23 protein-coding genes are annotated in these 25,383 nt (G+C 35.5%); 11 read left to right on the top strand and 12 right to left on the bottom strand.

The window, feature by feature from the left end; all coding sequences use genetic code 11:
- The first annotated feature begins 4 nt into the window (after positions 1-4).
- The 4 genes from KIT27_06395 (at position 5) to KIT27_06380 (ending at position 4,032) form a co-directional block, all read left to right on the top strand.
- Complete coding sequence (locus KIT27_06395; GenBank protein MCW5589278.1) at positions 5-1,231, top strand: glycosyltransferase family 4 protein; 1,227 nt, start codon at positions 5-7, stop codon at positions 1,229-1,231.
- 75 nt (positions 1,232-1,306) lie between these two features.
- The gene (locus KIT27_06390) at positions 1,307-2,086 is read left to right on the top strand and encodes an isochorismatase family protein (GenBank protein ID MCW5589277.1); all 780 of its coding nucleotides are present in this window, start codon (positions 1,307-1,309) and stop codon (positions 2,084-2,086) included.
- 17 nt (positions 2,087-2,103) lie between these two features.
- Positions 2,104-3,189 (top strand): UDP-N-acetylglucosamine 2-epimerase (non-hydrolyzing), encoded by a 1,086-nt coding sequence (gene wecB, locus KIT27_06385; GenBank protein ID MCW5589276.1) that lies wholly within the window; start codon positions 2,104-2,106, stop codon positions 3,187-3,189.
- Positions 3,190-3,576: 387 nt separating this feature from the next.
- Positions 3,577-4,032: a hypothetical protein gene (locus KIT27_06380; protein ID MCW5589275.1), complete on the top strand. Its 456-nt coding sequence runs from the start codon at positions 3,577-3,579 to the stop codon at positions 4,030-4,032.
- A 239-nt stretch (positions 4,033-4,271) separates the two neighbouring features.
- Here KIT27_06380 and KIT27_06375 read toward each other — a convergent pair whose 3' ends face one another.
- The 3 genes from KIT27_06375 to KIT27_06365 form a co-directional block, all read right to left on the bottom strand.
- Entirely contained in the window at positions 4,272-4,529 is a 258-nt protein-coding gene (locus KIT27_06375) for an acyl carrier protein (GenBank protein MCW5589274.1), read from the bottom strand.
- A 183-nt stretch (positions 4,530-4,712) separates the two neighbouring features.
- Positions 4,713-5,798 (bottom strand): hypothetical protein, encoded by a 1,086-nt coding sequence (locus KIT27_06370; GenBank protein MCW5589273.1) that lies wholly within the window; start codon positions 5,796-5,798, stop codon positions 4,713-4,715.
- A gap of 151 nt (positions 5,799-5,949) precedes the next feature.
- On the bottom strand, positions 5,950-7,464 hold the full coding sequence (locus tag KIT27_06365) for a flavodoxin family protein (GenBank protein MCW5589272.1): 1,515 nt from the start codon (positions 7,462-7,464) through the stop codon (positions 5,950-5,952).
- Positions 7,465-7,642: 178 nt separating this feature from the next.
- Here KIT27_06365 and KIT27_06360 point away from each other — a divergent pair, with 178 nt between their 5' ends.
- Entirely contained in the window at positions 7,643-9,328 is a 1,686-nt protein-coding gene (locus KIT27_06360; protein MCW5589271.1) for a hypothetical protein, read from the top strand.
- 16 nt (positions 9,329-9,344) lie between these two features.
- Positions 9,345-10,844, top strand: a complete 1,500-nt coding sequence (locus tag KIT27_06355) for an acyl--CoA ligase (protein MCW5589270.1) — start codon at positions 9,345-9,347, stop codon at positions 10,842-10,844.
- Positions 10,845-10,902: 58 nt separating this feature from the next.
- Here the strand turns inward: KIT27_06355 and glnE are convergent, their stop codons facing one another.
- Both glnE and KIT27_06345 read right to left on the bottom strand, forming a co-directional pair.
- Complete coding sequence (glnE, locus tag KIT27_06350; GenBank protein ID MCW5589269.1) at positions 10,903-13,812, bottom strand: bifunctional [glutamate--ammonia ligase]-adenylyl-L-tyrosine phosphorylase/[glutamate--ammonia-ligase] adenylyltransferase; 2,910 nt, start codon at positions 13,810-13,812, stop codon at positions 10,903-10,905.
- On the bottom strand, positions 13,805-14,731 hold the full coding sequence (locus KIT27_06345; GenBank protein MCW5589268.1) for a hypothetical protein: 927 nt from the start codon (positions 14,729-14,731) through the stop codon (positions 13,805-13,807). Before KIT27_06345 ends, glnE begins: the two co-directional genes overlap by 8 nt.
- 189 nt (positions 14,732-14,920) lie before the next feature.
- Here KIT27_06345 and KIT27_06340 point away from each other — a divergent pair, with 189 nt between their 5' ends.
- The 3 genes from KIT27_06340 to KIT27_06330 all read left to right on the top strand — a co-directional run bounded on the left by KIT27_06340 (position 14,921) and on the right by KIT27_06330 (position 19,392).
- A complete protein-coding gene (locus KIT27_06340) occupies positions 14,921-16,285 on the top strand; it encodes a DUF945 family protein (GenBank protein MCW5589267.1) in 1,365 nt (454 codons plus the stop codon).
- Positions 16,286-16,466: 181 nt separating this feature from the next.
- Positions 16,467-17,888, top strand: coding sequence for a DUF945 family protein (locus KIT27_06335; GenBank protein ID MCW5589266.1), 1,422 nt, complete (start codon positions 16,467-16,469; stop codon positions 17,886-17,888).
- A 25-nt stretch (positions 17,889-17,913) separates the two neighbouring features.
- A complete protein-coding gene (locus KIT27_06330; protein ID MCW5589265.1) occupies positions 17,914-19,392 on the top strand; it encodes a YdgA family protein in 1,479 nt (492 codons plus the stop codon).
- A gap of 101 nt (positions 19,393-19,493) precedes the next feature.
- On the opposite strand, the gene radC is transcribed toward KIT27_06330, so the two are convergent.
- Positions 19,494-20,168, bottom strand: coding sequence for a DNA repair protein RadC (gene radC / locus KIT27_06325; protein MCW5589264.1), 675 nt, complete (start codon positions 20,166-20,168; stop codon positions 19,494-19,496).
- 222 nt (positions 20,169-20,390) lie between these two features.
- Here radC and coaBC point away from each other — a divergent pair, with 222 nt between their 5' ends.
- Positions 20,391-21,590: a bifunctional phosphopantothenoylcysteine decarboxylase/phosphopantothenate--cysteine ligase CoaBC gene (coaBC, locus tag KIT27_06320; GenBank protein ID MCW5589263.1), complete on the top strand. Its 1,200-nt coding sequence runs from the start codon at positions 20,391-20,393 to the stop codon at positions 21,588-21,590.
- Positions 21,571-22,023 (top strand): dUTP diphosphatase, encoded by a 453-nt coding sequence (dut, locus tag KIT27_06315; GenBank protein ID MCW5589262.1) that lies wholly within the window; start codon positions 21,571-21,573, stop codon positions 22,021-22,023. Before coaBC ends, dut begins: the two co-directional genes overlap by 20 nt.
- A gap of 36 nt (positions 22,024-22,059) precedes the next feature.
- Here the strand turns inward: dut and KIT27_06310 are convergent, their stop codons facing one another.
- The 6 genes from KIT27_06310 to KIT27_06285 form a co-directional block, all read right to left on the bottom strand.
- Entirely contained in the window at positions 22,060-22,230 is a 171-nt protein-coding gene (locus tag KIT27_06310; GenBank protein MCW5589261.1) for a DUF4277 domain-containing protein, read from the bottom strand.
- The gene (locus KIT27_06305; protein ID MCW5589260.1) at positions 22,217-23,689 is read right to left on the bottom strand and encodes an AAA family ATPase; all 1,473 of its coding nucleotides are present in this window, start codon (positions 23,687-23,689) and stop codon (positions 22,217-22,219) included. Before KIT27_06305 ends, KIT27_06310 begins: the two co-directional genes overlap by 14 nt.
- A 159-nt stretch (positions 23,690-23,848) precedes the next feature.
- Positions 23,849-24,094, bottom strand: a complete 246-nt coding sequence (locus KIT27_06300) for a Rieske 2Fe-2S domain-containing protein (GenBank protein MCW5589259.1) — start codon at positions 24,092-24,094, stop codon at positions 23,849-23,851.
- A 26-nt stretch (positions 24,095-24,120) separates the two neighbouring features.
- Positions 24,121-24,573: a YaiI/YqxD family protein gene (locus KIT27_06295; protein ID MCW5589258.1), complete on the bottom strand. Its 453-nt coding sequence runs from the start codon at positions 24,571-24,573 to the stop codon at positions 24,121-24,123.
- A 151-nt stretch (positions 24,574-24,724) separates the two neighbouring features.
- Positions 24,725-25,132 carry a type II toxin-antitoxin system VapC family toxin gene (locus KIT27_06290; protein MCW5589257.1) on the bottom strand — a complete coding sequence of 136 codons (408 nt, stop codon included), beginning with the start codon at positions 25,130-25,132 and terminating at the stop codon, positions 24,725-24,727.
- Positions 25,132-25,359, bottom strand: a complete 228-nt coding sequence (locus KIT27_06285; protein MCW5589256.1) for an AbrB/MazE/SpoVT family DNA-binding domain-containing protein — start codon at positions 25,357-25,359, stop codon at positions 25,132-25,134. The genes KIT27_06290 and KIT27_06285 overlap by 1 nt, the downstream gene beginning before the upstream one ends.
- Positions 25,360-25,383: the final 24 nt, after the last annotated feature.

Below are 25,383 nucleotides of genomic sequence, written 5' to 3'. Positions count from 1 at the left end.
AGTTATGAAGATTTTAATTTTTAATCACTACGCGATACCACCAACTCGTTTTGGAGGTACGCGTCATTTTAATTTGGCTAAAAAACTAATTCAAAGAGGCCATGAGGTTTATATTATAGCTTCAAACTTTGATCATTTTTCATCTGAAAATATTGAGCCGGCAGAGGAGTGTAAGTTAGAGCGGCCATTCTATTTTGATAGTGTCCCCTTTATTTTTATACCTACGCCTAAATACTATGGAAATAGTATAAAGCGATTCTGGAACATGTTGGTTTACTTTTTCAAAGTTACGCGGTGCAATTACTCAAATTTTTGTGAAAAGCCAGATATAGTGATTGGTTCTTCGCCGCATCTTTTTGCAGCACTGGGAGCTTACTATGTTGCAAAAAGATACAAAGTCCCTTTTTTTTTGGAAATTCGCGATATTTGGCCAGAAACATTAATAGCATTGGGTAAGTTTTCTCAAAAAAATTTCTTAATCATCTTGCTAAAGAAGATTGCAAAATTCCTCTACAAAAAATCTGAAACAATTATTTCACTTCTTCCTGATACTAAAAAGCATATAGAGGCTCAAGGAATTTGCAAAGAAAAAATTATATGGTTACCAAACTTTGTAGATACAAATATTCAACCTGGTTATAATTATACTTACATAAAAGATAATTTTTACTATGACATAGTATATGCTGGAACCCATGGATTGGCTAATGATCTTGATGTTTTGCTTGATGCTGCCAAACTTTTATTAAACTTATCAAATGAAGAAAAAAATATTCGAATAAAACTAATTGGAGATGGTCCAGAAAAAGCCCGCTTGAAATTGAGAAAAGAAAAAGAAAGTATTTCCAATGTTTACTTTTATGATCCTGTACCTAAATCAGAAATCTATAATTTTATAAAATCGTGTGATGCCTGTGTAATGCTATTAAAAGACTCACCACTTTTTCATTGGGGGATTAGTCCAAATAAACTTTTTGATTACTTTTTTATGTCAAAACCAGTAATATTTGCTGTAAGTTCTTCATATGATCCAGTTAAGACTGCTGGTGCTGGAATTTCAATTCCTCCATCATGTCCTGAATCCATGGCTAGAGCAATTGTAGAAATGGCAAATATGAATACTGAAAGTCAAAAAAGTATGGGGGAAAGGGGATACGAATATCTAAAGAAATATCATGATATCGAACAAATTGTAGATAAATTAGAAATGTCAATGTTTAATCAAATATAATTAGATTAATGAAATTTTTATAAACAAGATAAAAAATATGTGATTTATCTTTAAGTATTTATAAAGGAGTGAAAGGTGAGAATTATTGCAGCGCTAGTATTTGCTTTTATTGGAACAATCAATTGCTTCAGTTATGCAGCCAAGTCTGATATTGATCTTCAAAAAATAGTAGTTCCAGTATCAGTAACAAGTTATTTTAAACTTGACCAGAATGGAGTTTTAATGCTCGATAATCAAGATGTGCCATACGCAGGTAAAAAAAATAATTATTTATTTAACACATCGTTGAGTAACAAAGATACTGCCTTTTTTGTAGTTGATCCATGGGATAATATGCCTTCAAAATTTCTTAATACTTATTATGGAAAAATTACTCAAAATTATATTCTCCCGCTTATAACAGCGGCAAGCGCAAAGGGATTCCACGTATATATTTTCACAAATGACTGTAGAGTTTTTAAGCCAAAGGCTTATAGCTGCGAGATTTCTCAAAAATTTCATCAATTAGCTTATATTAATTCTAATGTTAAAATATTATTTTGGCAAAATTTTGATATAGATTCATTTATAAAACAATTAAGAAATATTGGAATTACTAAAATAGTTTATACAGGTTATGCCTCAAATCTTTGTATTATAGAAAGACCAGCAGGAATGGTTAATATGTTTAATAATGGATTTTCACTATATTTTATTCCAAAAGCTTCTGCTGCTATGGAGGTTGAAGGCACTTGGAAGAATCAGAAGATCCATAAAGCCATAACTCAAATTATTTCTCAATCACTCGCCAAAATTATTCAGTATAATAATATATACCAGGCGTTAGTTAAAGTATCCAAAAAAACTATAGATTAATAAGAGGGAGAGATATCTTGAAGATAATAAGTATAGTTGGTGCTCGTCCACAATTTATAAAAGCAGCTGCAGTTTCTAGAGTCCTTAAGACCAAAAACCAGATTCACGAAGAAATACTACATACTGGTCAGCATTACGATGAAAACATGTCATCTATTTTTTTTCAGGAGTTATCCATTCCTTTACCTACCTATAATTTAGGAGTTGGCTCAGCTTCACATGGCCAACAAACAGGAATAATGTTAGAAAAAATTGAAAATATCTTATTGACCAAAAAACCAAATTTAATAGTAGTTTATGGCGATACAAATTCTACATTAGCAGCGGCACTTGCAAGCGTTAAACTTCATATTCCAGTTATTCATGTAGAGGCAGGCTTAAGATCGTTTAATAGGTATATGCCGGAAGAAATAAACCGTATAATAGTTGATCAAGTATCTAGCGTGCTATTCTGCCCTACTGAAACATCAGTGAGTAATTTACTTCGCGAAGGTATTGAAAAAGATAAAATACATCTGGTGGGCGATGTTATGTACGATGCAGCGCTATTTTATCGTAAAAGTGCTTTAAGAAAGCAAGGAATACTAAAAGAAAATAAATTAATAGAAAAAAATTATGTATTGGCAACAATTCACCGTGCTGAAAATACTGATAACATTACAATCCTTAAGTTATTATTTCAACAACTGAATCATTTAGCTAGAACTATTCCAGTTGTTATGCCATTGCATCCTAGGACATTACATATTCTTCAGGGATATGGTTTGTTGAATGAACTCACTAAAAATATTACATTGATTCAGCCCGTAAGTTATATGAATATGATCATTTTAGAATCTAATGCTAAATTAATTGTAACAGATTCTGGTGGAGTGCAAAAAGAAGCCTACTTTTATCGCGTACCCTGTATTACAGTTAGAGATCAAACTGAATGGGTAGAGTTAATAGATAGTGAGTGGAATTTATTAGTTCCTCAAGCAAAGTTTAATTTATTAAATCAAATTATTGAAGATCGTGTCGGACATTATGGCAAGAACATTGAACTATATGGTGCTGGTAAGGCCGCAAATAAAATAGCAGATATTATTTGCTCATATATCTAGACTGATATTTTAATACACTTTTAAATTAGTAAATCAGTATAAACGCTCCAGGTATCTTTCAATTACAAACAATTTTTGATATACATGAAATGCTCTTGATAAATATGGATCGGTAGCATAAGGACATTCAAACAAAGAATGAAACCCCCTTTGCAAAATTCTCTTTTCAACTAGTTTTATAAATGGGGGGTTTACACCCTCAATTTAAAATCTCTGCTTAACTACTAACAGTCTCTTTTCAACGGGTAAACCGAATATTTATTTTATTTGAAGCTAGCCAATTGAATTGTATATTTTTTAATAAAATTGGATCTTTCTTGTCGTTTATACTATATTAACATTGTGCTTTATTAGAGTGTGCGTATGAATAGCCTCAGGAGATTATATATGTTAAGAACAATACAAGTTTCTTTTTTAGGTATTTGTTTAATGTTTTTTACGGGCACTCTTTTTGCTCAAACTGCAAATATTGCAACTATCCCCATAATTTCTTCGTCACCTGATATTCAGGGGATGATACATTCGGCAGATGGAGGGGTTTATGTTATAAGTTCGCAAACTGGGAGTTCGATAATTGGTGGAATACCTGATTCCACAGGACATATCAATATATTAGCATTTTCTGCTAATTCCTCTAACCCATGCCAGTGGAATCTAAGCGCGCCAGCTCGAGTTGCAGTCACTGTAACCGCTGAACATATTAATATTACACCCACAACAGTCGATGGGACATTTGTTGATTATCCAGGACCAGGAGTAAAGTGCCCTTATGCAGGCTTTAGAGCAGAAGTCACTGGTGGTAATGATAATTATAAGGTTAACATCACCCCTATAAAAAAATAAAAGCTGTTCAAGGTTGGGTTGAGGTGAATTCTCAGATATGGTGTACTTGGTTGCGTTAAAACCAAACGCTATCAAAACTTTCTTAACTGTTAAAATCACCCGATAAATGCCCCCCTTTTGAAGGGGGCTTTGCTATACCAATTGTCAATGAAGATTTTGTTCCCTGTCATTCTCCACGAAAGCAGTATTGTTGCATCGTTATTTTGAAATACAATATGAACATCAAGTGTCAAATTAAATTATTTTACTCTAAACTTTTGAATAAGTATGACAATTTTCGAAATAGAGTCAAAATCTTCAAGGCTAACCGCGTACACGGGTATTTTTATAGTAAATTTTTTTTCTATACTACTCATTAAACGAATTACATCAAGTGAGTCAAGTACACTATTGCTAAACAAACCTGTTTCTTCTGATAACTCGTCACTAGATAGGCCAAATTCATTAAAGAAGATTTCTTTAATCGCGGATTCTAATTCAGTAATTTCGTTGCCCATAAATATATTACCTTATCTTTAATAAAAAAATTAAATTATACTCCAAGTTTGCAATTCTATTTCGAGTTTTCTTATTTCTTGTCATTTACTATAATTTTAGCTCCAATTTTGCCTCGGCGATTAGTATTAGTTTGACAAAAATAAACAACACAATTATCAAAACCCTAAAATTATCAACATTCGCTAATCATTTTTCCAAGCATTTTCCACTAATGAATAAAATTGAGGTGCAAATTTTTTACGTCCACTTGGCAAAAAATGATAAATATCGTAATAATCTTCGTCAGTTAAGTTTGGTGAATTTATCAAATTATATAATGGTACATGGGTTATTTTTTGTATTTTAGTTAATTCTTGGTTAAGATTTAAAAAAAGATAACTATCGGCTTGTCTGGCTAATGTTGATCTGGGTAAAAAATAAAGAATAACTTTTACGTGCTTTTTTTGAGCATCTCGGATTAAGGTTAACAACAATTGGGAAGAATAAAGATAGTTTGTATTAAATTTTTTTTTCATTATTTTGGCATACTCCTTGGTGAAGTTTTTCTTTTGTTCAGCAGATAGAGGGCTCATGTTATAATAATGGTGTAATTTCATAGAGGGAAGTTGATAATCACTTATATTTCTGAATGTAGCAACAATGCACTTGGTGCTTGCCGATAACGAGAAATTTATTGAGCATGCAGAGGGAGATAGCTCAATAAAACGTTTTTTAATCCATAAACTATAACTAAAAAAATCAGGGTACCAAATTAGAAAACGATTAATATTAGTAGCTAAAAAAGCTTTAATCCCTCGATAATTTAAAAACGGTATTCGTGGATTGTTATATTGCTTAAGCATGTCTGAATAGCTTTCGTTAAAGCGTGATGGTGTTAATCCAATTAGTAAAAGAGAGTTTCTTTGGATTTTTAATGTATCGAATATTGCTCTGCTTTCTAAAAACGTTTGAGAGCTACTTGCAAGATTAAGAAACTGAATATCACTATGAAGTTCTCTTGATAAGATATCGGAAACGATTTTATCGGAATAAGTTGACTCTCTAAATGTAGATCCCCCTAAAACAACTACTGATAATGCTTTTGATTTTTGGGTAAAGTTAGCCAAATAAGATGCTCTACTGTAATCATCATTCCCATACATGAACGATAATTTTTTAAGATAAAACTGAGAAACACATAAAAATATGGAAATTAAAATAATAGCTGATAAAATGGGAGCTAATCTAGGCGTAAATAAATCTATCAAGAATTTTTTTAAAGCGTGCATTTAAAAACCAGCATATCGAAATGGTGCTAGTGAAAGGTCAGAAAAAGTTAGCACTAATAGCAGGATGGAAAATAATGTAAACCAAAAAAAACATTGTAAAATAAATATCGTAAATCGTTTGAAAAAAAAGCTCATACAGTTTACTCCACTACTAAGTTTTAATCTTCAGATCAAAAGGTTCGATCGTTGACTGACTGGGCGAAAATTTTTCAAGTTGCTCATGAAATCGTTCTGCACTGATTTTATAACCTACAGGATTATAGTAAACATTTCGATGAGACTGCTCTTGAGTTTCACGTTTTGCAGTCAATATTTTGGCCTGTGCAGCGAAATTTTTAGCGGAATCGATCAACTCATTCCAACGGAATAATTGCCCTTCATGCGAATAAGCGCGCAATACATCATGCAAAATCGTGTGGTGACGCAAGAGAGAAGTTAACATTCTAATTTGTAATCCTCTTGAACCGCCTAATTCTTCTATTACTAATGCCGTTGCTAATAAATTATCAAACACATAATTATCTCGGCGCAAATAGCGCGTACGCTCAATAAATTTTTGATAGGTAGTGACCCGCTCATTTTGATTTTTTGGACAAAATGCCACTAAGATAATCGCGTCCACATTGACAATTTCAGAATGCATTTGGGTAAATAAGTCGTGCTTGGTTTGAATAATGCAACGGTAGTTTTCTTTTTCTGCAAATTCTGTGGGGCATAAATCACAAGCAATACAACGACGAATATTAGCTTGAGTAAAATTATGATAAACAAATTCAATTTGGTCGTCTTGAGTGAATTCTTGGATTAATTGTTGAGTGAGAGTATCGCCTTGTTGTTTGATATCATCTTCTAATAACCAAAGGGCAATCTTGGTTTTTTTGGGTAGTGAGTGAGGTGGAGTAGGTAAATTTTGTAAAGTTAAAACATCGGCCACTCTTCTTCCAACCCCTAAGGCAGTATCAATTCCATACATGTCTCTGGAGGCAAAGCCAACATCACCGGCTTGAATGGTCCCACCATATTGTGCTGTGGTATCACTATCATTGCCAACCGCCAGCATACCCAGTTGAGTCATATCATATAATTGATAAATCAGCGTAGTTTCTTGGCCTCCATTACGTTTTGCACCAACGGCAATTCCGGCATAAATTTTGTTTTTTAAATGATTTTTGCATGTCTCATCAGTTTGAAGAAAGCGAATAAACGATCCAATCAATGAGCCACGATCGCCAAAGTAGACAGGACCGGAAAGAATTAATGCATCTGCAGTGAGAATGAACTCTCTCAGTTCATCAAGATGCCGAGGTTCGCCTACATCAGGAAAATAACGGGATAAACCAAGATGTGTTATATCCATGCCATGGTGATAAGCAGCCCATAGTGCCGCAGCTAAACCAATTTCAGAATTACTTAATCCACGGTCATTTCTACTGCGACGTAAGTTATCGTAAATTTTATCAAACGCTTCACCTTGAGCGCGCCCAGCATTAAAAAAATCGTCCAAACGAATTTTGGCTTGAGCGTCTATGTAGCTGATTAGTTCATCTTTGGTGGCGATCTCTTTAAGTTCACTGCATAATTTTTCACTACCTGCACCAAATCGAGAATTTCTTAGACTGCCAGAAATACCCAGAATGAGGGGGCGAGATTGTATATTGTTGTCCATGGTTCTTGCATCTTCCCGCAATTAACAATAATATCGTAGCGATTTAAATTAGCGCATGATTCTAACAAACTTATACCATTTGGTAAACAATGAATTTAGATAAATCTTATAGATTTAGATTTAAAATTAGGCCAGAAAAAAGTGTTCATTAAGACAGCGAGAAAGGATTTTAGAGAGAATGAAGTTAAATGCAAAATTGAATATATTGATTTTATTTTTTATCCTTTTTTTGGGGTTGATTGTGCACATGATTGTAAAAACAAACAGTGTTAAAATTCGTGTTTTGAATCAAACATCAAAAATTAGAATACATAAACTTCCTATGGTCATATCTAAAAATCAAAATCTAACTTTTGAGATACCCACAACACACATTACTGAACGACTTGCCTTAGATTTATCTTTTGATGGAGCGCTTAATATTAATCTGGGTGATGAATATTACATCCTTAACTTCCAAAATAGATACTGTAAACAGATTGCTAATAAGGAATTAGAATGTCATATTCCCATTACTCAAAATAAATTACCAACGCAGTTTACTCTAAAATCATTAGATGACCAAACTATAATATACAAAATTAAACCTCGACAACTAAGTTTTGGTGAGCAACTAAATATTTCTCATAATAAGCTAACTATAATATTTCTATTTATTATTGCCGCGTTTGTAACAAATATTTTTTTACATAAAAAAACACGCTTGAGCCAATGGTTTATTATTGTAATTTCAGTAATCATATTAATCTATATCCAACCAGTTTTCACATTTTTTTTAGTCCTTTTCCTAATTTTAATGTACTACTTTGGTAAAAATTGGCTATCTTCGATTCAGCGAGAAAAAAAAAGGCGTGGTCTTTTTTTTATTGGCTTTACATTAGCCCTATTATTTCTAGTTCTTTTTAAATATGGTAATAAATTGCTATTTTCAATATTTTCTCCAGGTAATTTAAGTCTTGCATTACCCTTAGGTGTTTCATATTTTGTAATTCGCCTAATTGACACATTGTTACGCTGGTACAGGCAAGAGCTTTCGCAACTAAGTCTACGCGAATTTTTATGCTTCATTTTGTTCTTCCCAACGATCCCTGCTGGTCCAATAGAAACAGTTGAGAGTTTTTTGGCAAATCGTACACCTAAAATTACAGCAGATGATATCGCTTATGGGTTCACTCGAATAAGTTTTGGGATGGTTAAAAAAATAATTATCGCTGATATGTTTTTAAGTTATTGGTTAAATAATGGTAGTGAAAGTCTGTTTTTTAGAGTGGGGTTGTTCCCCCACGACTGCAATTTGTCAACAATTGTTTTTTCACTATATTGTAGTTTTTTTTATGCTTATTTTGATTTTTCGGGATATTCAGATATGGCCATTGGCTTTGGTCGATTATTTGGCTACAAAATTATGGAAAATTTTAACTGGCCAATTTTGGCAACAAACTTACAAGAATTTTGGCGCAGATGGCATCGCTCATTATCGATGTGGTGTTTTCGTAATATTTATTTCCCATTAGTGCTTGTTACCAAAAATCCCTATCTACCTTTTTACGCGACAATGATTGCGGTGGGATTATGGCATGTTTATGATTTATCATGGTTCAGTTGGGCAATATATCATGCAAGCGGGCTTTGTTTTTTGGTTTGGTTTATGAAACGTGTTGGAATTAAAAACAAGAGTAAAAACAAACATAAACATAAATTATCATTTTTCTATGGCATTAAATACATTTCAGGAGTTTTTTTAACGATTAGCTATGTTGCATTGGGGCATGTTTTTGTTATGTTTAGTGATTATGCAACCGCGATGGAAATTTTTCTCCGTTTTTGGCAATTAATATTTACTAAGATGTTACATATTTTTTAATCTGAGGATGATATAAATGTTGAATTGTGCGCAGTATTTATTAAATGTTATCCAGCATAAATTGAGTTTTGAATTGGTTGATGATGAGGTGATATTTAGTAAAAATGAAATTATTAATTACGTTAATATCATTTCTAAACAATTGCAGGAACAAAATGTGAAGCCAGGAGATGCCATTTTAGTCTCTTCTAATTTAGGTAATTTATATTGGGTGTGTTGTCTTGCTATCTGGAGTACAGGAGCAATTTTAGTTCCCTTAGATAATACTGCTAATCCTGAATATTTATTAACAATTATTAATGCAGTAAAACCAGTTTTAATAATAGGTAATAATCATTGTTCAGAAGATATAAATTCTAATTGTAAAAAATTTATCCCAAACATTAATTGCCCTAATGAAAAAAATTTTTCATTGCCTAAGTTCAAATATAATGAGCTTGCTGCGATATTGTTTACAAGTGGAACTACAGGGGACCCCAAAGGGGTTCAGTTAACGCATGCAATGATTTTGCAAAATTCTTTGGCAACATCTACAGTTGCAAAAATTTCTCCGACTGCTCGCTTACTCGTGATTAGTGCCAAACACTTTACCAGTACACTCTGCCATTTTGTTTTTGCTTGTCTGAATGTTGCATCTTTTATCACAACTACTCAAAAACTATTTCCTAAAGATATATGCTCATTATTAATTGCCAAAAAAGCAACAGCATTTGGAGGCTCTCCTATTCAACTTCAATGGATAATTAACAGTATAGAATCTGATCTGTCAGATAGTGAGATATTAGAAAATATTACTTGGATAATGTCCTCTGGAGATAATTTAAATCCCGACTTAAGTATCAAATTATTAAACCACTTCAAAAACTTGCAATTGTTTGTGGCCTATGGTTTAACTGAATTAGCAGGAAGATTCTGCATCCTACCTTCTCACCTTGCTAGAACTTATCCGGGTAGTGTTGGTTATCCAATTCCTGGGTTAACTATAAAAATTCTAGATGAGAATAAACAAATAGCCGCGCCAAACAAAACAGGTGAAATCTATGTTGTGGGAGACTACATTTTTTCAGGTTATCTTGATAAACCAGAGTTGAGCCAAGAGTTTATTACTAGTGCTGGTCTAAAAACAGGAGATATGGGATATGTCAATGAACGCGGCTTATTATATCTGTCGGGCAGAAAAGATGATGTATTTAAGTGTGCTGGAAAAAAAGTTAGCACGTTAAAAATTTCAAATGTCATTCAAGCATTAAATTTATTTGAAGACTTTGTAATAATTCCCATACCAGATGAACAGCTTGGACATATTCCTTGCTTATGTTATGTCAGCGATAATATGAATTTGAGTCGTGGCATGATTTTAAAAATGCTACGAGAGCATCTTAGTGGTGTTGATTTACCCAAGAGGCTTATTAAATTCGATAGTATTCCACGCCGTGGGATAGGAAAAGTTGATAGGAATATGTTAATTGATTTAATAAATAAAAATCTCTTAAATGATGAGGCCACAAGTATTTAGAATACAGATAGCCAATTAGATAATTAAATTAATTATGCATAGAATTCTGAGGCGCACCCTAAAAATAAGTCCCCCATATCTCCCTAACCGCACGAATAGCCGCATTAAATTTTTCAAATTCGCTTATGCTCTTCTCTGGATCAAGCTTACTTAATTGTAGATGGTCTAAATATTCATGATGATAATTGATTAGCGCATTGCCAACTTCATGTGTAATTATGTCAGTAGATATTAGTTCACTTAATAGCATACTTGTATTTTGCTGATTTAATATATTTAGATTTTCCCTCCCCCACGTCAAAACCCAATACTGCACCAAAAACTCAATATCCAATAATCCCCCACGTGAATATTTAATCGAAAATACACTCTCTTGCTTGGGAGCAAAGTTTTGAATAATTTGTTCACGCATATCTCGAATGTCGTGGATTAATTGAGTAGCATCGCGAGGTAGCGTTAACACTTCTCGGCGAATATGGGAAAATTTTTCCATAAGATTGGGTGGACCACAAATGGCTCGGGCTTTTATTAGCGCTTGGTGTTCCCATGTCCAGGCGGAAGTTTGTTGGTAGTGCGCAAAAGCCGTTAATTTACTGATCAATAGTCCGGCTTTGCCAGAGGGACGTAGGCGGGTGTCGACTTCGTATAATAAACCTGCTTGGGTGCGCGTGGTTAAAAAATTAATTAATCGTTGGCTAAGACGTGTGTAAAACTCCGCTAAGGCGATGGATTTATTCCCTTGGGTTTCCTGTCGTTTGTTTTCTTCATCGTATAAAAAAATTAAATCTAAATCGGAATCGTAATTTAATTCTTGGCTACCTAATTTACCATAAGCAATAATCATTAAATCACAATCAGGGATAGCGTTACTCAAGGTGACAGGATGTCCGTATTTTTGGGTGGTTTCTTGCCAAACAAGACGTAGTGCCGCCTGAATAATCGCTTCGGTAATGTTAGTTAAATAAGAACAGACTTGTGATGAAGATAAAAAGTTAAGCACTTGACCACAGGCAATTCTTAAATAATAGGCATTTTTAAAATTACGCAAATGATTCATTAAACTTTCTTGATCCTGCGTAGGTGATTTTTTTAAATAATTAGCAATTTCTTCATGAATGTTTTCTGAAAATATTTGAAAAGATAATAAATCAGGATCGAGTAATTCATCCAATAAAATCGGATATAAAGCTAAATTATTGGCAATCCAAGGGCTGAGTGACGATAATTCAACTAAGCGTTGGATGGCGATGGGGTTTTCAATTAATAGGGATAAATAAATTCCACGTTGTAGAATTATTTCTAAGAGCGGTAAAATTCTTGTTAAAATGTCATCGGGGTTGGTTTGTTGGCTCATGCAAACGAGTAGTTTAGGAATGAGTTGACTCAGCTTGGTTTGACTTGCGCCCGATAAATGACGAATCTTTGTATTACGCTGTAAATTGATTAATTGTTGATACGCTATTTTTGGATTTTGGAATGTCAATGTTCGTAATATTTCTTCTGCTAATTCAGCTTCTAATTTACCTAGCCATAATTGCGCTAACTGATGCTCCTTATCCATTGATTGTGGGAAATTTTTAGGCAGTGCAATCATATTATTAAAATGAAGAGTGACATTTTTACGGTGTTTTTTTAACAATCTTTCAACTTCATTCCAGTTATTATAATTCAAGGCTAATGCAATGCGTAATTTTAATGTATTATCTGTCGGTAACGTTTGAGTTTGTTGATCGCGATAAGCTTGGAGGCGATGTTCTAATTCACGCAAAAAAATATAAGCAGTTTTTAATTCTTGCCACACTTTTTCTGGTAAATGCTGCTCACTGCCTATGGCTGCAATAGCATTTAGAAAATTACTTTTTTGTAATGTGCGATCTTGTCCGCCACGAATTAATTGGATGGCTTGAATAATAAATTCAATTTCACGAATGCCACCTGCGCCTCGTTTAATATTGTTATTAAGTTGTTTCAGGGTTACTTCGCGCTGAATTAATTTTTTTAAATCGCGTAATGAATCAATTACGGTGTAATCGACATAACGTCGATAAACAAAAGCATTTAATAATTGCGTCAGTTGCGAAGCAAAAGGCGCATGTTGATTAATCACGCGTGCTTTGATTAATGCATAACGTTCCCATTCGCGACCGCGTTGTTGATAATAACTTTCGAGCGCATTTAAACTCATGACTAATTGTCCAGCGCTATCCCCATAGGGTCGCAAACGCATATCCACTCTGAATACAAAACCGTCTGCGGTTTTTTCTGCTAAACAGTCGATTAATGCTTGCCCTAAACGCGTAAAAAAGGCATCGCTTGTTAGATGATGATTGAGTGGCGTGAGTTCGGGGTACGCAAAAATTAAATCAATATCCGACGATAAATTTAATTCTTCCCCGCCTAATTTTCCAACTGCAATCACTAGTAATTCTTGCGGTTGACGGTTGCTATCGAGCGGTGTGCCAAAGCGTTGGCAATGCCAAGACCACAATAAATGTAAACTTTCTAAAATGCACACATCCGCTAAAGCGGATAATTCTTGTGTGGTTTGTGATAAATTGCTTAATTGATGACAATCGCGCCAAATAATTCTTAACATATGAAAATTACGAAAATCACGAAGAATTTTTTTTAACGTTTCTTCCTCTGAACAATTGTTTAATTGATGATGTAATGAGGTTGATAATGAAATTTTATCAATCGGCTTTTGTAAAAAATCGGTCGTTAAACAATAAATCAACGCATTTATATGACTTAAGCAATAGTCACTAAAAAATTCACTGCAAATCATCACTTTGGGTAAGGCGGCGATTAACTGATAATTTAATGGCGATTTGGAATCGTTGGTGTGGGTTGAAGAAGATTCTAAAGCCTTTAAGCTTGGGAATAATGTTTGATAATAACCGTGTAATTGGCGATGAAATTCCTCAGGTAAAGCACTGACTCCAGTATTCCATGCTGTCTCAAACATTGGCATCATGATAAAAATCGGGCTCTCCCTGCGGCCTGGTTTTAAACCGTTTATATTGCCAAAAATATTGTTCTGGATGTGGTTTAATTAATGTTTCTAATACCTGATTAATGTGTGTTGCATCTGCAAGTTCATCGTTACTGGGAAAATCGTTCAAGGCTGGATGTAACCATACTTCATATCCTTGTAAATCATCACGCCGATAAAAGGCGCACGGAATAATTTTAGCTCCTGTTTTAGCAACAATTTTGGCCGTGGTAGTTAATGTATAAGCTGCCACGCCAAAAAAGGGTGCAAAGACTCCAGTGTGAATAGCGGCATCAATATCCGGTGTATAAAAAATCATTTCATTATTTTTTAGGCAACGTAAAAATTCCCGTAATTGTTCACGGGCAATCGCTTTAGTGTACGTTTTCGTTAAATGCTGATGATTAATTTTTTCTAATAAAGGATGTTTAAAGCGATTATACATCACGGCAAACGAATAGTGGCGCGCGAGCAAAGTACCAATAATTTCTAAACTGGCTAAATGAGCGCATAATAAAATGACGCCTTTACCAGCTTGGTGAGCCCGTGTAACTTCTTCTAAGCCATGGATATCTAATTGAGGAGTTAAGGTGTGGTTGGGTTTCCACCAACTCATGAGCGTTTCCATCATCCCCATGCCACTCGATTCAAAACTTTTAAGGACAAGTTCTTGTTGTGCGGCAGGAGGTAACGTTGGGAAACAGGCTTGAATATTTTTGCGCGTGATCAAGCGCGTGCGTTTATCGACTCGATAAGCAAGGCGGCCAAGTTTCTGCCCGAGTCGTAATAATACACCATAGGGCAAGCGCGCCAAGCAACGCCCTAGAGCAATCACCAAGACAATTGGCCAATTGCGAGGATGATAGGCGTGTGAGGATTTTCGCGACGACATAATGGATACGCGTTAAGATAAAAAGAAGAGTTTACTGAATTCATCGGATTAAGGCTATATACATTGGCATTTGCACGCGAAAACTCTCAGTGGCCGTAAAAAAATAATCATGCACATTTTACTAGGAGTTCATTCTCAAGGAATTATTGTGTAGAATAAAAATTCATGTGTTAATTTAGGATTTTTCTAATGCGCGCCATCAAAAAGTTGTCGATTGCTCTGCTCATCGTAATACTTATTGGCCTTTCATTGCCCCCCCTGATGGGATTCATCGCGGAAAAAGACTTAAACCGCTTCATTGCTCATTTACAAAAAAAATTACCCTATAAAATTACATTACAGAATTATCAACAAGGTTGGTTTTCATCGACTGCTCAACTCTCTGTGAGATTACCACAAACGCAACCTCGAAAAGACTTTCCTATCGATTTGCAAATCACGATGTCTATTCATCATGGTCCAATCGCTTTTATTCGCGATAAGCAACAACAATTACAGTGGTTTGCAGGTATTGCAGTCAGTCAGCTAAATGTTCATTTTTCTAATGAAGTGGAGTCGGTGATCCAGTTAATGATTGGCAAACCGCTGACATTACAAGGTAAACTGGCGATAGGCTTTCGTCGGCAATTCCATGTGTCGATGGCGAATGACGGATTAAATTTTCAATTTCATTGGGCAAAAGAGTCCATTGAGGTGAAATGGGGTGGATTTAATTTTCGTACGAACTTAAATTCTGCCATGGACGTCGTGCAATCTAAATGGCATTCTAAACCGTTTTATCTAAAGATCAATAACCAGCTTATCGATATCGGTGATGTCGTCGCACAAAATAATTGGCAAAAAGAGGGTAATTTAACGCATTTATTCTTTGGCAAAGCCAAGCTTTTTACCTCAAAAATTAAATTTAACGTCGATAATGAAATGGTGGAATTAAATCAACCGAGCCTTCAAGCGCGGGGTTTTCTGAGCGATGCCGATAACTATAATCTTGTTAGTACCTTTTCATTAAAGTCATCAACCCTATTCGACCGTTCCGTGGGACCCGGGGTGATCAAATTAAATATCACCGATTTAAATCCCACAGCGCTCGAGCAAGCCTTCGTCAAATTTAATCAACTGCAAGCGGGTTTCAATAATCACTATGCCTACCCATTTACTACGTTATATTTTCAAGCGGGAGAAAATAATAAGGTTACGGTGCAACTCAAAATCAATCATTTTGCCGTTGATAATCAACCTATCAGCGCTAATTTAAACATGAGTTTTCCACAGGGGGTGACCTTGCCTCAAGATGTAATGCTCAATAAAAATAATGTTGACGATCTTTTGGGGGCGAAATTGCTGATGACGGGAGAAATGAGTTTACCCGCGGTATTTGTGGATGAAATTATTCAACATGCCGCTAATAAAAAGACACTACCTAAACCATTTTGGGGTACAACGTTAGCAGATTGGAAACAACAACAGATCATTCAGGCGGTGAATGGTGCCTACACCATCCAATTTCAACTTAAAGATAAAAAGCTTACGGTTAACCAACATGTTGTGGAATAATCATTTCATCGCCATTCATGAGAAAATGATTTATAGTGCTACCTAAAATGCACTGCCAGCAGAGTAGAATTGTTAACAAGCGCTAGCTGTTTGCTAATAAAATATTGGTAACTCTGCAAGTGGGTGCTATGATGATTTTTCAAGCCAACGGGCTATACCAAACATTAAGGAGTGGTTAAAGATGCGTAAGACATGGGTAGGGGTTATTGCGTTACTCGCTATTATTATTGGATTAGCCCCTGTGGGAATGGGGTATTGGAGTAAAAAAGACATTGACGGCTTGATTGCGGCAATTTCTAAGAATCAACCCGTCATATTAACCGAAAAAAATTATCATATGGGTTGGATGCATTCTTCCTTCACCTTAGAAAAACTTCCAGTTAATCCTAGCATTTTTCCTAAATCATTACTCGGCATCTTTTATGAACTCGATGATAAAGGCAATATCGTTAAGCCTCGTTTTACTACAGAAGTCACTATTCAGCACGGCCCTATTTTATTTTCAATCAACGAAAAAACTCAAAAATTTGAGTGGCATTTAGGGCGTGGTTTAATTAACACCTGTGTAAAATTCGACCCTGCCACCCAAGCATTGCTGACTCAATATTTAGGTGCAGTGCCCTTAATCGAAGGGCATGGTTTTATTACCTTAGCCGGAAATTTTAAAAATTATATTCAAATCGGTCCACTGAAAACCACTGATAAAAAACTGCCTTATCAGTTTGAATCTCAAGGTGTGAGTTATCACTACAATACCAACAAATCGCTGACCCAATTTAATTTTCTCCTCAAGGTATTGCCGGTGAAATTAATCAGCCAAGATTTGAATTTGAGTATGGATAATTTCTCAATTGAAAATCATTCCTCAAAACGTAATCCATTTAAAGTTTGGACAGGAAAAAATAGTGTTGAAATTAATAAACTCAACTTTCAACATCTTGCATTAACCGATGCAGCAGAACAGGTTACCATCGAGAATACTCAAGGATTGCAAGGCGATAAACTGACTAATAAAATGACGATTAACGCCAAAAATATCACCATCGATAATGTCAATTATCCCACGTTTGCTTTTGATATTAACGCCAATCAACTCGATGCAGCTAGCTTTGCAAAATTTAAAGATGCGTTAGTGTCCTATAACAAAAATTTTGATGCTTCATTTCGCGAACGCGAAGCGCAACAAATGGCGATGATTCCCTTAGCACTTAATTTAATTAAGCAAGGTGGCGAAATTCATTTAAATCAATTACAACTAACTTCAGCTGATGGCAACCTCACGGTTACTGGCGAATTATCATTAGCGAAAATTGATGGTGAAAATACTTCATTTTTTGCGGCATTACGTTCCTTACTCGAAAACACGAAAGCTAATTTATCTCTCGACGTGTCCGAAAAATTGTTAACCAACGATTTATCCAAAACATGGACAGCAGATAATAATCCAAGTCAAGCAACCGAAAATCCCGTGAATGCTAAAATTACCGATTTAATTAATAAAGGTATTTTAGTTAAGCAAGGTGATGATTTGAAAATGGTTGCAGTGTATGAAAAGGGTAAATTAATGGTGAATGGGAAAATTATCCCTACCCCACATTTTTAATTGAATTTTAAGCGGAGGTTATTCAATGGCTAAGTCATTATTGTTAACAATATTCATGGCAATTCTCATTGTCGTAGGGGCGGGTCCTTATGTGATGGGAATGCTGTCTAAATCCAGTATTGAAAAGGGTGTGCAAGCGTTATCGTACCCACCTTTTTATGAAGTTAAAATTAAAGAATATCATCAAGGTTGGTTACATTCTGATATGGTTTTAACCGTAAATAGTATGTTACCGTTTGCAGAACGGGCTACTCGTCAAATGATGCAAGCCTCTGGTCAAAAACCCACTGAAGAAGTCTTAGCCACCATCAAAGGGCAAGTTCAACACGGGCCATTAATCTGGTTACAACACGATAAAAAACAAGAGATTGAATGGCATTGGGGTCGTGGCGCACTCTATACGCAAATGGTTTATTCGCCGGAAGCCACCGAATTCTTGCAAAAAAATCTGAAACAATTGCCGTTGATCCATAGCACAGTAATTCTGGCGTTTAATGGGGATTATGATTGGAATTTCGCTTTAGAACCTTTGCAATTTTTAGCAAACGATCGCACGGCGACGGTAGCAAATTGGCAAGGAATTCAAGGAAGTTGGTTGACTGATCGAAATATTAACAGCATCGATCTTACCGCAAACATTTTACCTTTAAGCGTCACCAATAATACTAATAATAGTTTCCAATTAAATGGCGCAGAAATTTCTGGTAAAAGTAATCGCAATAATACTTACCATCTGTGGATAGGTAATTCAAATTTGGACATTAAAAATATTAAATTAGCGCAACATGGCAATCCATTATTTGAAATGGATGGTTTAAGCATTCAACAATCTGCTGAATTAAAATCGGATTTAGTGAATGGAATCTTTTCGCTTAAACTTGCTAAATTTGATGTTATGAATATGGCTTATGCGCCTTCGACGTTTACATTTAATATTTTAAATTTAGATGCAAAAGCGTTAGGTGAGTTGGTAAAACTGTCGCAAGAATTACAACAAAATTTTGATAATGTGCAAAAGCAGCAACAAATAACCATGCAAAGCCTACCAGTGTTGATGCAAATATTTTCTCGCGGGACTGAGTTAACCAGCAACATCGACTGGACAACTCCGCAAGGCAAAATCACTGGCAATGTTACGGCAACATTAGCCAAACCCAGTAATGCTGGTATAGGTGGAATCCAAGAAGCCTTCATGAATGCTAATGTAAAAGTGGATGTGAGTGCACCTAAAGCCTTGGTCGTAGCATTGCTGATGCAAGAAGAACAACGCTACTTACAACAACAGCAAGCGGCGAATAATCCAGATTATGCCAATAAAACCCCACAAGATTTGCAAACGCTTGCGCAAACCAATGTGGAAAAAGAATTAGCAGATTATCAAAGTGAAAACTTTATCTCCATTGATGGTGATGTGGTAAAAATTCATGCAACCTACCAAGATCAAAAAGTGGAATTAAATGGTAAAGTATTTCCTTTACAACAATTTTTACATCAAGGCAATTAATTTACCTTGAAACTTTAAACGCTCAAATGGCCGGAACAGGCTATGCCTGTTCCGGCCATTATTAAAAGAAATAGCACTCACAATTGTGAGTGCTATTTCTTTTACAATAAACCATTTTCCATCATCGAATAACAATCAAACTCGCTAATAATCAGATGGTCCAATAAATCGATTTCTAAAAAATCCAAAGCACGTTTTAACGATTTTGTGAATTGCAAATCTTGTGGACTGGCACCCAATTTACCCGATGGATGATTGTGTGCAATAATCACCCGCTTGGCATTATTTTTTAAAATGTATTTCACCATTTCACGGGGATAAATTTGCGCATAATCTAAGGTGCCATGAAATAATTCAGCAAAATGCAATACGCGATTTTGTCCATCGAGGACTAAACAACAAAATACTTCATGTTGATAGTCGTGTAATTGCTGTAAAAAAAATTGTTTGACTAGTTGAGCGGAATATAATTTTACCCGCTTGGGTAATAATTCTAAATTTGTGCGTCGCCCAATTTCACGCACAGCTTGCAAAAAAATAAATTTTGTTATCCCTAAACCAGATATTTTCGTAATCTGTTCGTAGTCCGCTTGGAAAAGTTGGCGCAAACTTCCAAAATGATTTAATAAATCTCGCGCTAAATCTAAGGCGGTTTTGCCGCGTACGCCAGTTCGTAGCAAAATTGCTAAGAGTTCAGCATCCGATAAGGCCTGCGCGCCTTTGCTCAAACATTTTTCGCGTGGGCGTTCGTTATTCGGCCAATCTGTTATCGCCATGTCAGTTTTTCCTTGGTATAGCTCAATTAACAGGAGTTTCGCACATTCAGTGCGTTACTCTTTCCTGGATTGATTTCGCCTGGGCAAGCTGTGCTCGCACGGATGGCGATTTAAGGGGAGAAACGCAACATCACAATTTACTCTGGTATAGCGCGATTTTTTTGTTAGACTAGGGCGTATTTACCATAAGTGATGTTTCAGTTTAATAGGTGTAATCTCAGAATGAAACGTGTTTTATTGGGTATAAGCGCAGGAATTGCAGCGTATAAATGTCCCGAACTGATTCGGCGTTTACGTGAAAACCAGTGCGACGTGCAAGTGATGATGACGAAAGCCGCTCACGAATTTGTCGCCCCGCTCGCCTTACAAGCGGTCTCAAGTCATCCCGTGCGTGACGATTTGTTTGATCCCGAGGCCGAGCTTGGGATGAGTCATATTGAATTAGCGCGCTGGCCTGATTTAATTTTACTCGCACCCGCTACCGCAAATCTGATCGCTAAATTAGCGCACGGTTTTGCCGATGATTTATTAACCAGCGTGTGTTTGGCCACGACTAAAACCATTGCCATCGCACCTGCAATGAATAAACACATGTGGGAAGCCACGCCAACTTTAGAGAATGTGGAACGCTTAAAACAACGCAATATGTTAATTTGGGGGCCGGAGAATGGCGAACAAGCGTGTGGTGATGTAGGCTTGGGGCGCATGCTAGCGATAGAAGAAATCGTCGAAAAAGTAAAACAGTCTGCAGTGAATTCTCAACTTTTTCAGGGTAAAAAAATTCTTATTACCGCAGGTCCCACGCGCGAAGCAATTGATTCGGTACGTTATATCTCTAATCGCAGTTCAGGAAAAATGGGATTTGCCTTAGCACGCGCCGCATACGAAATGGGCGCTGAAGTTATCTTAATTGCAGGCCCCACTGCTATTGATACGCCACAGCAAATACAACGAATTAATATTACAACCGCGCAGGAAATGTTAGCTGTCGCAAGAGTAATGTGTTCGGAGTGCGATATTTTTATCGGTGCGGCTGCCGTAGCAGATTATCGTCTCGCACAGGTTGCAACTCAAAAAATTGCCAGTCGTGAAAAGGAATTAACCTTAAAACTCATTCCCAATCCCGATATTATTGCAGAAATTGCCAAACAATCTCCTAAGCCATTTTGTGTGGGTTTTGCTGCGCAAACAGACGACGTCATTGAAAAAGCCCTGCAAAAATTAAAGCATAAAAATTTAGATATGATAATCGCCAATGATGTGAGCTTAGATGACCGCGGTTTTGATGTTGATAATAATCAAGTAACCGTGATAGATCATCAGCAAAAAATTGAATTATCATTAAAACCCAAAATGCAATTAGCGATTGAAATTCTACATTTAATTCATCAAGGATATAAAAATGCAAACCGTGCAAGTTAAAATATTAGATAAACGTATTGAGCAAGAATTTGGTTTACCACACTATGCTACCGCAGGATCGGCGGGATTAGATTTGCGTGCGTGTGTGGAACAACCGCTTTTACTAAAACCTGGACAAACCGAATTAATTCCCACGGGGATTGCCTTGTATATTGGCGATCCGAGTTTAGCTGCAATTATTTTACCGCGTTCGGGATTAGGGCATAAAAAAGGAATTGTTTTAGGAAACTTAGTTGGTTTAATCGATTCTGATTATCAGGGACCTTTAATGATTTCTTGTTGGAATCGTTGCAATGAAACTTATACGATTGAACCGGGTGAACGTATCGCGCAATTAGTCATAGTCCCTGTTGTGCAAACACAATTTGAAATTGTTAACGAATTTAACGAAAGCGCGCGTGGCACTGGTGGCTTTGGGCATACTGGGAAATAATTTTTTCGTGTTTTTTTAAAATCTTAGAGTGTGTTACTAGTGTGGAGTAAAATTGCATGCGCGTTCTAACGCTTTGTTTTCGAGAAAATAGGGTGTTAAATTTATTGGTTTATTTAAAAAACCCAGATCATTCAATATCATTCTCGCTATTGCTTCGCCTGTGGTGATAAGCCTGCTATTCTGAATTGTCTCGTCAATACTCTGCAAATAAGTGATTTAGCGTTATTATATCACTAATCAATTCATCTGAATATTTATTTTCTTTGATACCATCATTCGTGATCATGGCAATGAGCAATTTTTTATTTGTTCCAGTTATTTTTTTATATACAGCCATCTTTTTCTTTAAAATTTCAGCATAGTGTTTATCAATGATAAACTTATTTTTAGAAAATTTTATTTCACACAGTGTTACTATTCCATCATCCCTGTCAAAAACTAGATCGATTTGAGCTCCAGATTCTGTTGAATTTTTTCTAGGAGAATATCGCCATACTCCCACTGTCGACCCAATATTGATATTTAATGCTCTTCTAATCTCGCCTATATGTTTATAACAAATCGATTCGAATGAATACCCCATCCAGTTATGGTATTCGGCCGAAGATAGTTTGCTAGACCAATATTTATTATTTCTTTCTTGGGTAATTAACGTTTTTTTTGCTGACTCAATCCATCTTAAATAAAAATAACAATATTCATCAATGACTCTATAATAAATGCCTTGTCTTTTGTGTCCTAACGGTATAAATGATTTGATAAAAGCCGCGTCTTCTAGATCTTTTAAGCGCCCGCTCAATGTGCCTCCTTTTGACAAATAAGTGCTTTTCAATTCAATTTTTGCATGATTTACTCCTTCTCTAGATTGCGCGATAACTCTAATTAATTCTTTATATGTTTCTGAGTCATCAAAAAGTGAATCAAATAATTTTTCGAATTCATTATATAAAACGCCATTTTCCTGAAAACACATTTGATCGATAAGCTGTGCTGGTGACTTACTTTTTTTGATATAATTTAAATAATAAGGAATACCGCCACAAAACATATAGATTTGCGCCACTTGTTCATTATTAACTTTGACACCAGCCGAATGTAAAAAATCTTTTGTTTCGTTTAAATTAAATGGATTTAATAACATAGTTCTTGTGTTTCGATTATGTAATCCCCCTTTATGGTGAATAATTTTGCGAATAATCCAAGAGGCGCTGGATCCACAAATGATGAGCTTGATCTGTTTATTATTTTTCCAATAGCGATTCCAATAGTAATCAATTGCTTGAATTAATCTTGATTTTCGCGTACATAGCCAGGGAAGCTCATCAAAAAATAAAATAATTTTTGTATTTTTAGGCGTATTGTCGATGGCTTTAGTCAGTTCCTCAAATGCATCCATCCAAGATTTTGATGTTGCAATCGCAGCTCCTTTATAAAAGGTATTTCCAATCGCTTTAACAAACTCTTTGATCTGTTCGTCTATTGTTCCATTTTGAACACCTGTTACATGAAAAAAATAACAGGATTTTTTCTCAAATATTTTTTCGATTAGATACGATTTCCCGATCCTTCTCCGACCATATAAAACAAGAAATTCTGCCGCTTTGGAATTAAACATCTCGAGTAATTCTTTCCGCTCTTGTAGGCGTCCTACAATAACCTCAGCCATGGCATCTCCGTTAAGATTAGTGGGCTGATTATAGTTTAACTATATGTAGCCCACTAAGTCAATGTAAAAATAGCGGGCTGATTATAGTTTCACTATAGGTAGCCCACTAATTTTATACTCATAGTATCTTGGGTTTTCTGTTAAGTGCAAATCGCATTTTCAATTTGACTCAAATCCCACGAGGATCTGATCTTGTTCAATTTTCACAGGAAAGGTGTGTAAATTTTTATAGGCAGGAGGTTCAAGAACTTCAACGGTGCGAATAGCAAAACGGGCGCCATGCCAAGGGAACACTAACGTTTCAATTTCGATAGGTTCGCTGACAAACGGACAGCCTATATGCGTGCAATAATCTTCTATGGCAAAAAATTCGTCGTCTAAATTAATAATCGCCAAATTTAACATTTAACTATACAAGTTTGATAAAATTATTATTTATGGCAGTGAGTGCTAATTAATTTATCTAAGCAATTAGCAAATGCTTGAATCTCTTTATTGCTTAATGGAGCAGGACCAGAAGTCAGCATACCTGCGTTTCTTAACTCTTCATTATTATTGCGGATAGATAAATGGCGTTTGATATTATTCTTATCATAAAACTTGCCTCTTGGGTTTAATGCCATTGCTCCTTTAGCGATAACAGCATCTGCTAGTGGGATATCAGCAGTGATAACGAGGTCGCCACTGTCTACTTGCTGAATAATTAAATCATCCGCTTTATCAAAACCGGCTTGCACTAGTTTTCTAGTCACGAAAGGGTTACTTGGAATAGCAATTAGTTGATTAGCCACAACAATGACAGCTATTTGAGTGCGTTTAGCAGCACGAAACAATATTTCTTTAATAACTTTCGGACATGCATCTGCATCGATCCATATTTTCATGGTGATATTCAAGCTTATGTAAATAAAAATATTATATACTAAGCATTAATTATTTTCATAAAAGCTTTAATTTTTTTAGTCCTACCTTGTTTAGCGAATCATTTATTCTTATAGTTAAAACTAGTTTAAAATAGACATTTTTTGCAATCTTCTAATCTACCCAGTTTTCTACTTTAAGTTTTGAAATTCTTGAAAATTCTTTTAGGTTATTTGTTACCAACACTAATTTCATTGCTAGAGCGTGAGAAGCAATCCAAAGATCATTATTTCCAATAGGTCTTCCTTGTTTTTCTAATTTGTTTCGTACCTCTCCATAATATTTAGCTGCATCGGTGGGTAAAGGAAGTGGAGGAATTAAACCGGTTAGCTCTTCTAACAAAGCAGTAGTTTTCTTAGTAAATTGGCTTTTTTGTGCACCATACAGTAATTCGCCGTAAGTTATAATTGACATACCAACACTACCCACTTTTAATTGTTCAAACCTACTTAGCACAGTAGCAGGTTTTTGTTTAGCGATATAAATGCAAATATTAGTATCTAGCAAATAATGTAATTGCATTAAAATTCTCGCTCTTGCGGTAGGCTGTCTTCCCTGCCATTCGTAAAAAAGTCTTCTGGTAAGTGGGTCAGTAATTCAAAAGCTCTTGATAAATCGCGGGGCTTTTCACGAATAATAATTTCATTATTGCGCTTAAAAATTTCTACCTCATTGGTAGTAAATTGAAATCCAACAGGAAGGCGTACTGCTTGTGAGTTACCAGATTTAAATACACGTGTGGTCGCCATGATAATTTCCCCTTAACAATGTAT

The sequence above is a fragment of the Legionellales bacterium genome (assembly GCA_026125385.1).
Taxonomy (GTDB): domain Bacteria; phylum Pseudomonadota; class Gammaproteobacteria; order JAHCLG01; family JAHCLG01; genus JAHCLG01.
This window is presented reverse-complemented; position numbering and strand designations above follow the sequence as displayed.

Bases quoted from the DNA above. Each gene is read 5' to 3' on its own strand.
- KIT27_06295 (MCW5589258.1), bottom strand. From the start codon at position 24,573: ATGAAAATATGGATCGATGCAGATGCATGTCCGAAAGTTATTAAAGAA.
- KIT27_06365 (MCW5589272.1), bottom strand. From the start codon at position 7,464: ATGGACAACAATATACAATCTCGCCCCCTCATTCTGGGTATTTCTGGC.
- KIT27_06355 (MCW5589270.1), top strand. From the start codon at position 9,345: ATGTTGAATTGTGCGCAGTATTTATTAAATGTTATCCAGCATAAATTG.
- glnE (MCW5589269.1), bottom strand. From the start codon at position 13,812: ATGTTTGAGACAGCATGGAATACTGGAGTCAGTGCTTTACCTGAGGAA.
- KIT27_06300 (MCW5589259.1), bottom strand. From the start codon at position 24,094: ATGTTAAATTTGGCGATTATTAATTTAGACGACGAATTTTTTGCCATA.
- KIT27_06285 (MCW5589256.1), bottom strand. From the start codon at position 25,359: ATGGCGACCACACGTGTATTTAAATCTGGTAACTCACAAGCAGTACGC.
- KIT27_06395 (MCW5589278.1), top strand. From the start codon at position 5: ATGAAGATTTTAATTTTTAATCACTACGCGATACCACCAACTCGTTTT.
- radC (MCW5589264.1), bottom strand. From the start codon at position 20,168: ATGGCGATAACAGATTGGCCGAATAACGAACGCCCACGCGAAAAATGT.
- KIT27_06330 (MCW5589265.1), top strand. From the start codon at position 17,914: ATGGCTAAGTCATTATTGTTAACAATATTCATGGCAATTCTCATTGTC.
- KIT27_06335 (MCW5589266.1), top strand. From the start codon at position 16,467: ATGCGTAAGACATGGGTAGGGGTTATTGCGTTACTCGCTATTATTATT.
- KIT27_06360 (MCW5589271.1), top strand. From the start codon at position 7,643: ATGAAGTTAAATGCAAAATTGAATATATTGATTTTATTTTTTATCCTT.
- KIT27_06305 (MCW5589260.1), bottom strand. From the start codon at position 23,689: ATGGCTGAGGTTATTGTAGGACGCCTACAAGAGCGGAAAGAATTACTC.
- dut (MCW5589262.1), top strand. From the start codon at position 21,571: ATGCAAACCGTGCAAGTTAAAATATTAGATAAACGTATTGAGCAAGAA.
- coaBC (MCW5589263.1), top strand. From the start codon at position 20,391: ATGAAACGTGTTTTATTGGGTATAAGCGCAGGAATTGCAGCGTATAAA.
- KIT27_06290 (MCW5589257.1), bottom strand. From the start codon at position 25,132: ATGCAATTACATTATTTGCTAGATACTAATATTTGCATTTATATCGCT.
- KIT27_06370 (MCW5589273.1), bottom strand. From the start codon at position 5,798: ATGCACGCTTTAAAAAAATTCTTGATAGATTTATTTACGCCTAGATTA.
- KIT27_06345 (MCW5589268.1), bottom strand. From the start codon at position 14,731: ATGTCGTCGCGAAAATCCTCACACGCCTATCATCCTCGCAATTGGCCA.
- KIT27_06340 (MCW5589267.1), top strand. From the start codon at position 14,921: ATGCGCGCCATCAAAAAGTTGTCGATTGCTCTGCTCATCGTAATACTT.
- KIT27_06375 (MCW5589274.1), bottom strand. From the start codon at position 4,529: ATGGGCAACGAAATTACTGAATTAGAATCCGCGATTAAAGAAATCTTC.
- KIT27_06380 (MCW5589275.1), top strand. From the start codon at position 3,577: ATGTTAAGAACAATACAAGTTTCTTTTTTAGGTATTTGTTTAATGTTT.